At 30.7% G+C, this 7,680-nt stretch carries 7 protein-coding genes; all 7 read left to right on the forward strand.

The window, feature by feature from the left end; all coding sequences use genetic code 11:
- Window positions 1-443: 443 nt before the first annotated feature.
- The 7 genes from V5784_RS00165 to V5784_RS00195 all read left to right on the forward strand — a co-directional run bounded on the left by V5784_RS00165 (window position 444) and on the right by V5784_RS00195 (window position 7,526).
- Window positions 444-3,701 (forward strand): DEAD/DEAH box helicase, encoded by a 3,258-nt coding sequence (locus V5784_RS00165; RefSeq protein WP_336887028.1) that lies wholly within the window; start codon window positions 444-446, stop codon window positions 3,699-3,701.
- Between the two features lie 35 nt (window positions 3,702-3,736).
- Window positions 3,737-4,300 (forward strand): chalcone isomerase family protein, encoded by a 564-nt coding sequence (locus tag V5784_RS00170; protein WP_336887029.1) that lies wholly within the window; start codon window positions 3,737-3,739, stop codon window positions 4,298-4,300.
- Between the two features lie 40 nt (window positions 4,301-4,340).
- Complete coding sequence (locus V5784_RS00175; RefSeq protein WP_336887030.1) at window positions 4,341-5,324, forward strand: Gfo/Idh/MocA family oxidoreductase; 984 nt, start codon at window positions 4,341-4,343, stop codon at window positions 5,322-5,324.
- A 9-nt stretch (window positions 5,325-5,333) separates the two neighbouring features.
- A complete protein-coding gene (locus V5784_RS00180; RefSeq protein WP_336887031.1) occupies window positions 5,334-5,552 on the forward strand; it encodes a PC4/YdbC family ssDNA-binding protein in 219 nt (72 codons plus the stop codon).
- Between the two features lie 79 nt (window positions 5,553-5,631).
- A complete protein-coding gene (locus V5784_RS00185; RefSeq protein ID WP_336887032.1) occupies window positions 5,632-5,835 on the forward strand; it encodes a hypothetical protein in 204 nt (67 codons plus the stop codon).
- A gap of 138 nt (window positions 5,836-5,973) precedes the next feature.
- Window positions 5,974-6,327, forward strand: a complete 354-nt coding sequence (locus V5784_RS00190) for an ATP-binding cassette domain-containing protein (RefSeq protein WP_336887033.1) — start codon at window positions 5,974-5,976, stop codon at window positions 6,325-6,327.
- On the forward strand, window positions 6,324-7,526 hold the full coding sequence (locus V5784_RS00195; protein ID WP_336887034.1) for an ABC-F family ATP-binding cassette domain-containing protein: 1,203 nt from the start codon (window positions 6,324-6,326) through the stop codon (window positions 7,524-7,526). The genes V5784_RS00190 and V5784_RS00195 overlap by 4 nt, the downstream gene beginning before the upstream one ends.
- Window positions 7,527-7,680: the final 154 nt, after the last annotated feature.

Raw genomic sequence — 7,680 nt, forward strand, 5'->3', positions numbered from 1 at the left:
CGATCTTAAATTTAAACTTAGAAGAGTAAGTTTTTCGTGTATTCATAATCAAAATCCCCCATATTGTTTTCTTAAATTATACCCTATTTTTTTGCTTAAGGTTAAACACTCTTTGTATGAATTTATACGACCATTATAATCTGTGTCAAAAAAACTTCTGTGTTGTAGCAGTAGAATATTATAGATTGGTGTAGATTGGTGGCAAAAAAAAGCTCTGTGAATCTCAGTGTCTTCTGTGTCTCAGCGTTGATAGATTTTATTTATTCGTGTTCCTTTGTGTAATTCGTGACAAAAAGTCTATAGGTTTTCTTTGTGTATCTCTTTATCTCTTTACTTTGTGCTGAAGTATTTATGATTGATTAGATGCGTCCCCACCTTACTTTTTTATAGTTCTTTTCTATGATATAATTGGTTAAATCAAAAGAAATAAAAAGGAGATTAGGATGAAAATTTCAAATAAAGAGATAAAAAAAATTGCAGGAGATATTAGTAATTATAATCGTGGATTAAAATGTTCTAAAGATAATCTATGCGAAATTGAAAATATAGATTATGAATGGGATGAACTAGAGATTAAATTTGATGGGCTTGCTCATGGAACGGAACTATATAATTTTGATATTAGAGTCAGTATAAATCTAAATGAAATGGCTGTAAAAGATAGAATAATAGACTATAATTGTGATTGTCCAGCTTTTTCTAAATACGAGAGGGCTTGTAAACATATTGTAGGAGGTCTATTAGTAATTAATAAAGATGGGTATTTAAAAGAAATAGAGGAGCAGGTTTTAGCAACTAATAATTACAACACACCCTTAGAAGTCGACGATATAGAGGGTGAATATTCAAAAGGGTTTATGAGCTTTGAAGATGAAGGGTTTGCTTATAATAATTCTATAAAGGAGTCAAAAGAGGAAAAATTACTCAAGACACTTAAAAATTATATGAAAAATCTAGAAAAAAAGAGAGAAAACCCAGAAAAATTAGAACTGAATGTAGAATACAATATTGAAAGGGAAGAAATATATAATTATGCTCATATTTTGAAAATAAAAATAGGGATCCACGGGAAAAGGAAATATGTAATGAAAGACATTATTAAATTTATAGATTCTTATAAAGAAGATAAAATATTGGAATTTGGGAAAGAATTTAAATTTCTTCCAGATAAACATAAATTAACTGAGTATGATTATAAATTATTAAATGAACTTTCTCGAATGTGCAAAATTACAAATGAATATTTATTTGAACACAATGGATACTATGCTCCTCATGTAAATAAGGCAAAAATTAATCTATCGAATGAATGGTTTAAAATATTGTTGGAGAATATGAGTGGAAAGGAAAATATAAATTTAAATTCTTCTAAAATGATGCTTGGATCTTTTGAGAAAGAACAGTTTATCAGTTTTGATAGTAAATATATTGGTGTAGAACCATACTCTTTATTAACAGCAGATGGAAAATATATTGCTACAAAAACAAAAATATATCTAATAGCAAAGCAAGATAGGGAGCTAATAAAAATATTGTATGAGACTGCACTACTATATAATGGCCTTATATCAGTAGAAACAGAGCTGGGGGGGAAATTAAAAACATTAGTAGCAAAAGCTGATTTTGGGGTAATAGAAGTTTTAGAAAAAGCAGGGGAGTCTATAATATTTATTGATGAAAATAAAGATCATGGGGATATTTTAGCGATAGATATTAATGTTAGTTATGAAAAAGAAACATTAATAGATGGCAAAAAATATTTATTGAAAGAGGATATAAAGAAAACTTCTAAAATATTTAAAGAAATAACAGGTATAGATCAAAAAATTGATTTTAATACAAGTTTACATGGTGAAGAGGAAGTTTTAGAATTTTTTATAAATAAATTACCTAAATTAAATAAAAAATATAATATACAAATAGATGAAAAATTGAATAAAATTAAGCCAAAAACAGTATCTATCCATGGGAGTATAGTTAGAAGTGGAGAGTTATTAGAGATAACTTTTAATGCTGATGGCATTAGTGAAGAGGATCTAAAATCTATTCAATTAGGATTACTCTCTAAGAAAAAATATGTTAAGTTATCTGATGACGGAATAATAAATCTAGCAGATAAAAAATTAAAAGAGTTAGAAGGTATTTTAGCAGAATTAGATAAAGGGCTGGGAACTCAAGAAATATCTGAATTTACAGTCAGTAAGTTAGGCTTGATCTCGCCGAATTTAAACCTGAAAAATATAGGAGATTTAAAGATTGAAAGACTTTTAAAGATTCTGAAAAAAGATAAAATAGAAATCATGCCTAAAAATATAGATGCCAGCCTTAGATGTTATCAAAAAGAAGGGTATGACTGGATGAAAAAATTACACGACAGTAGATTAGGAGGGATACTAGCGGATGATATGGGCTTAGGAAAAACTTTACAGGCAATAACTTTATTAACGAAAATTCATAGTAATAAAGGTGTGAGTATTGTTATAGCTCCTACTTCGTTAACCCATAACTGGCTAAAAGAGATCAAGAAATTTTCTCCTAAATTGAATGCAGTAATAATAGAAGGTACGCCGAAAGAGAGAACAGACTTATTGAATAACTTTAAAAATGGAGTTATTTTGACTTCTTATGGTTCTTTTAGAAAAGATATTGAAATCTATGAAAATATAGAATTTTTAACTGCAATATTAGATGAAGCACAGCATATAAAAAATAATGGAACTTTAATAAAAAAAGCAGTAAAAAAAATTAAAAGTTCTTCAAGATTTGCATTGACAGGAACTCCCATTGAAAATTCTATATTTGAACTGTGGTCGATATTTGATTTTGTGATTCCAACGTATTTACACAATAAAGAAAAATTTAAAAATAAATATGGTAAAAAAATAGATCAAGAGATGGATGGGAATAGCTTGATAAATTTAAAGAAGATGATAAAGCCATTCATTTTAAGACGAACAAAATTAGAAGTTTTAAAGGAATTACCCGAAAAAATAGAAACAAATATGATTCTAGGGATGGATTCTATACAAAAAAAATATTATCTTTCATATCTTTCACAGTTTAAAGGAGAGTTAGAAGAATGTTTAGAAGAAGATGGATTTAATAAAAGTAGGATAAAAATCCTTGCACTCCTAACAAGGTTACGTCAAATTTGTTGTACTCCAGAATTATTTATAGAAAATTATAAGGGGAGAAGTACAAAAGTAGAAGCATTGCTAGAATTACTGGAAGAGTTTAAGTCTAGTGGGCATAGAGTTCTCGTATTTTCACAATTTGTTAAAACTTTTGAAATCATAAAAAAACAACTTGACCCTAAGAAAATAACATATTTTCAAATAGATGGATCAACTCAAGCTAAAAAAAGGCTAACAATGTGTGATGATTTTAATGATGGAGAAAAAGATATTTTTTTAATTTCTTTAAAAGCCGGAGGATCAGGTTTAAATCTAACAGGAGCTGATGTTGTTATTCACTTTGACCCATGGTGGAATCCTGCAGTAGAAGTACAGGCAACGGATCGTGCTCATAGAATAGGACAAGATAAAGTAGTGCAGGTGATAAAATTTATAACAGAGGGGACTATCGAAGAGAAAATAATTAAAATTCAAGAAAATAAGTCAAAACTTATTAATTTTATGGTTGATGGTGATGGGAAGATAGAAAAATTAACAAAGAATGATATATTGGGATTATTTGAATAGTAGATTAGAATTTTTAAAGTTTAGGAGGAGAAAGAGTGGGAAGAAATTTGATGGCGGTGATACTTGCAATTTTAATAAGTATTTCGACCATGGCAGTTAATATAGCGGGAGTAGATATAAAAGAAAATTTTGTTATTGCAGATAAAAAAATAATGTTAAACGGTGCAGGGATTAGAAAAAAATTCTTTTTTAAACTCTATGTGGGATCATTATATTTACCGGAAAAAACAACGGATGCTGAAGCTATTGTAAAAGGAAATAAAAATATGACTATTGAATTAAATATCATATCTAAATTAATTACCAGTGGAAAAATAAAGGAAGCTTTGGAGGAAGGGTTTGCCACTGTAGAAACTGAAAAAATGGAACTGATTAAGGATAAACTAGAAATTTTTATCGGTATATTTGAAGATGAAAAAGTTAAAAAAGGGGATATATTTACTTTTAATTATATTGATGGGAAAATAGAAACGTACAAAAATAAAAAACATGTTTTGACTACAGAGGGACAGGATTTTAAAGAGGCATTATTTGGTATTTGGCTGGGAGATAGAGCCATAGATAAACAATTAAAGAGAAATATGCTGGGGAGCAAATAATTGTATATGAAAAATTGAAAGTTAACAAAAAGGAGTGAAAATGACGGAAATAAATTTTGGAATAATCGGAACCGGAAGGATAGCCGAGCAATTTTTGAATGAAGCTCAAAAGAATAAAAAAATAAACGTAGTTGGGATTTGTGCTAGAAATTTTGAAAAAACAATGGATATAGCCAATAAATACAAGATAGATAGAGCCTATGAAAGTGTCAGTGAGATGCTAAAAGATGAAAATATAGATGCTGTTTACATTGCCACTATGCATCCTACACACTTTGCCTATACTATGAAAGCTCTCAATGCAGGGAAACATGTTTTGTGTGAAAAGCCAGCAGTATTAAAAAAAGAGGAGCTGGAAGAGGTAATAAAATTAGCGAGAGAAAAAAAACTCCTATTTATGGAAGCTATGGTAGTTGGATTTAATCCTCTCTATAAGCAGATGAAAGAATTGATAAAAAATGGTAAGATAGGGACTGTAGTTCATGTGGAATCATCTTTTGGAAGTAGGAGTACCAAAGTCCATAAACATAATCCTAAGCAAGCTGGGGGAGCCCTCTATGATATAGGGATCTATAATATATTTTTATTGATAGACATATTGGGAATACCTGTTGAGATAGATGTAAGGGCAAGAAAGAATAGATGGAGAGTAGATGGGAGTATCACAGGATTATTTGAATATGGTGAAGGAGTTACTGGATCTTTCTACGCTACTATGGATTCTATCTCTGGGAACAGTGCCAAAATAATAGGTACAGATGGAATGATTGAGATACCGGATAATTGGACTGTGGCTGAAAAATTTATTTTAAAGAGGTTGGGAGAAGAGGACCGAAATTTTGAGAAAAATGAAGATAAATGGCTAGGGTATGAGATGGATTCATTTGTGGACACCCTCCTAAATGGAAAGATCCAAAACGAAATTATGACCTATAAAAAATCTATAAAACTCCACAAGACCATAGATATGGTAAAAGAAAAATTAGGATTTAAATATGAAAATTTAGAAGTAGAAGTAAATTAAGGAGGAGAGATGGCAGGAATAAAATTTGAAATAGAGGAAAAATTAGGAGTACTAAGTGAAAGAAAGGGATGGACTAAGGAACTAAATCTGGTTTCGTGGAATAATAGAAAAGCCAAGGCTGATATCAGAGAATGGGATGAAACCCATGAGAAAATGGGAAAGGGAATAACCCTTTCATTGGAAGAATTGGTGGAGTTAAAAAAAATATTGAATAATATGGATCTGTAAAAGATAGATCTAATGCAAGTTGAAAAGGACGGAATTTCGCTGTTCTTTTTTTCGATTGAAACCTAAAAGGTGTGTTACAATGAAGAAAAAATTAAATTTGAGGGGAGAAATGTTTTTAAAAGTTCTTGGTGCTGAGATTATTGGAGGGATTATAGGTTTGATAATAGGTCTTCTAGGTCTCCTAATAGGTGGAAGAGAGATCTTTCGAAATGTATATTTCTTGGGCCTAATATTTGCAGTAGCTATAGCAATAGGTTTGTTTGTTTTTAAGGTGGTAACCTAGATAAAAGTTAAAGAGATAGAGTTAGGAAGAGTCCTTTGCTCTAGATTTTATGTGAAATTCATTATAAAATCATTCTAAATGTCTGAAGTTATTTTAGTCGTAATATAGAGAAAATTAATATATAGGAGATAAAAATTTATGAGTATTTTAGATGTAAGTAGGGTGACCCACGGATATGGGGCTAGGACAATTTTAGAAGATGCGTCTTTTAGACTTCTAAAGGGAGAACATATAGGATTAGTAGGAGCCAATGGAGAGGGGAAATCCACCTTTTTGAATATAATAACAGGAAAAATTATGCCTGATGAAGGAAGGGTAGAGTGGTGTAACCACATTACTACAGGATATTTGGATCAACACAGTAGTCTAGAGAGAGGTAAAACTATCAGGGATATCTTAAAGTCAGCCTTTGCTCCAATGTTTGAACTAGAAAAAGAAATTATGGAACTCTATGAAAAGAGGGAACGTGCAACGAAGTTGAGGTGGAGATGATCTTAGAAGAGGTAGGAGATATTCAGAGTATCTTAGATAGCTCAGAATTTTATAATTTAGATTCAAAAATAGAATCCTATGCAGCCGGATTGGGACTTATGGAAATAGGATTAGAAAAAGACGTAGCAGAGTTATCTGGTGGTCAGAGAGCTAAGATCTTACTTGCAAAAGTGCTACTTGAAAACCCTATGATCTTGATCTTGGATGAGCCCACTAACTTTTTGGATGAGGATCATATTATATGGTTGAAGAATTTTTTACAAAACTATGAAAATGCATTTATCTTGGTATCCCATGATATTCCATTTTTAAATGATGTAACCAATGTAATCTATCATATTGAGAAAGCAAAATTGACTAGGTATACAGGCGGATATCCCCAATTTATAGAGATGTATGAATTAAAAAAACGTCAAATAGAGCAGGCTTATAAGAAACAGCAAAAAGAAATAGCACATTTAGAGGATTTTGTAGCACGTAATAAAGCTCGAATAGCAACTACAAATATGGCGAAAAGTAGACAAAAGAAATTAGACAAAATGGATGTAATAACCATAGAGCGAGAGAAACCAAAACCACAATTTTCTTTTAAAACTGCAAGGACTCCATCAAGGGAAGTTATTACAGTAAAAGATCTAGTGATAGGCTATAATGAACCATTAACTCGAAAGTTAAATTTTACTATAGAAAGAAACCAAAAAATTGCAATCAAAGGAGTAAATGGACTGGGAAAATCTACCTTGATAAATACAATTTTGAGAAAAATAAAAGCTATCTCTGGGGAGATAGAGCATGGTCAATTTTTAGAAGTAGGATATTTTAAGCAAGAGGAAGAGAGTAGTGGAAAGACTGCTTTAGATGAATTTTGGGATGAATTTCCATCACTGACTAATGGACAGGTAAGATCGGCTTTAGCTAAATGTGGGCTGACTAAAGATCATATTGGAACGAAGATGAGAGCTCTATCTGGAGGAGAAAATGCAAAAGTGAGATTAGGTAAGATCATGAATCACGAGATCAATTTTTTAGTACTGGATGAGCCGACAAATCATTTGGATATAGATGCTAAGGATGAATTGAAAAGAGCCATAAAAGAATTTAAGGGAACTGTGTTTATAGTAAGTCATGAACCTGAATTTTATATGGATATAGTAACGGATGTTTGGAATGTTGAGGACTGGACAACAAAAATTATATAATTTAGGAGAGAAAAAGGGCGTATCCCAAATTTAGTGTAAATTAATTTTAACCTTCTTAGTTGATAGAGTATAATCTATTAAACTGAGGAGGTTTTTATGGTTAAGAAAAGAAGAAGAGAGGTAGATCCATTAATTGCTGAAATTATGGATAAAT

Source organism: Psychrilyobacter sp. (assembly GCF_037132775.1).
In the GTDB taxonomy this organism is placed as follows: Bacteria; Fusobacteriota; Fusobacteriia; order Fusobacteriales; family Fusobacteriaceae; genus Psychrilyobacter.